Here is a 1,372-nt window from a genome sequence, read left to right on the forward strand (position 1 = left end):
CTTTATTATTAGTAAACCTAAATATAAGTGAGATAATTAAAACGATTATAATTACAACAAAAACCGTTTTTACGTCTTGCCCGTTTGTGAAAAAAATTATTTTTCAATGTTTTTGGGATTTAGTTTTTCTTTTAACTCTTCTATTTTTTCTAAAACAATCATTGTGCAAACAACAATAAGTCCACAAAGTACAAGCAATCCTGAATAAACAGGGAGAAGATCCCCTCCACCTGACCAAATTGTTTTTCCTAAAACTACTGGAAAAACCAAAAAGCTAAGGAATAAAAATCCTATCATTGTCCCAATTACAGCTTTCATCTAATCACCTCATATTCTTATTTTAAATTCACTCAAACTTTTACTTTCTAACTGATTTAATCTAAACATTTATTATTTCTATTTGGGCCGATTTAGGAAATCCTTCTCAAACTCTTCTCCTCTTTAGTTTTAGTAAAACTAATCACAAACTTCGTACATTCCTTTAATTCCTTTTATATTTATTCTAACATAAAATTCCAATAAAGAAATCTCCTAATTAACTATTAGGAGATTTCTTTATAAAAAATGTATTAAATTGTAAATTGCTTATCCGTTATTCCTAAACGTTGAGCTGGGGTTAACTTTCATTTATCGCTTGTCCTGCATTTCTTGCAAAGGTTGTGATAAGTTCTTACTATTGTTGCAGGGATTGAGCATACCTTGGATTGAAATTAGAGTAAATACACCTTTTGAAAAATAACATAAATTACAACCTTCAGAATCTACATCCCCTTATTATAATAGTTTGCTTAAATTACCTATACCGCTCTTTCAACCTAGAGTGTCAAAATATAAAAGGGTTCCGATATTCCACATCCTCGATTGTAAGTTGCGGCTTAAAAAATAAAAATTTCAAACTAGGAAACTATCAAATATCTTTCTAAAAAGAGCATCAACTCCTCTCCCTCATATAACAAATTTTAACATTTATACATAAAACTAGCAATAGAAATTCTTGTTTTTTAATAAACATTATTTTGCTTAAATTGCTTCATATAATCTCACAATAATCCACACCTGAATATAGTAATCTAAAAGTGGGCCACAAAGGAAAAATCCCCCAGTAGTTTATAATATCCCATGAAGAAATAATAGGTTTCTAGTGGGGAGACTGGAGCGATGATTAACTTTAAAAAGAAACAAAAGGTCCTACTAATGTACCTAAGGCAGGGGCGATCACAAAGAGAAATTGCCAAAATGGTTGGTATTGATCGTAAAACAGTAAATATATACATTAAAGAATATGAATCGCAGAGGAGTGAACTAATAAAACAAGATGTAAGTATGGATGCAGGAGAACTGATTCAAACCATTGTAGAGGCACCTAGATATC

At 30.5% G+C, this 1,372-nt stretch carries 2 protein-coding genes; one reads left to right on the forward strand and one right to left on the reverse strand.

Annotated features, from left to right (window positions below; genetic code table 11):
- Nucleotides 1-96: 96 nt before the first annotated feature.
- Entirely contained in the window at nucleotides 97-318 is a 222-nt protein-coding gene (locus tag RZN25_18410) for a hypothetical protein (GenBank protein MEQ6378772.1), read from the reverse strand.
- An 840-nt stretch (nucleotides 319-1,158) separates the two neighbouring features.
- On the opposite strand from RZN25_18410, the gene RZN25_18415 reads away from it, so the two are divergent.
- A partial coding sequence (locus tag RZN25_18415; GenBank protein ID MEQ6378773.1) for a helix-turn-helix domain-containing protein occupies nucleotides 1,159-1,372 on the forward strand: 214 nt, incomplete at its 3' end.

The organism is Bacillaceae bacterium S4-13-56 (assembly GCA_040191315.1).
Taxonomy (GTDB): domain Bacteria; phylum Bacillota; class Bacilli; order Bacillales; family JAWJLM01; genus JAWJLM01.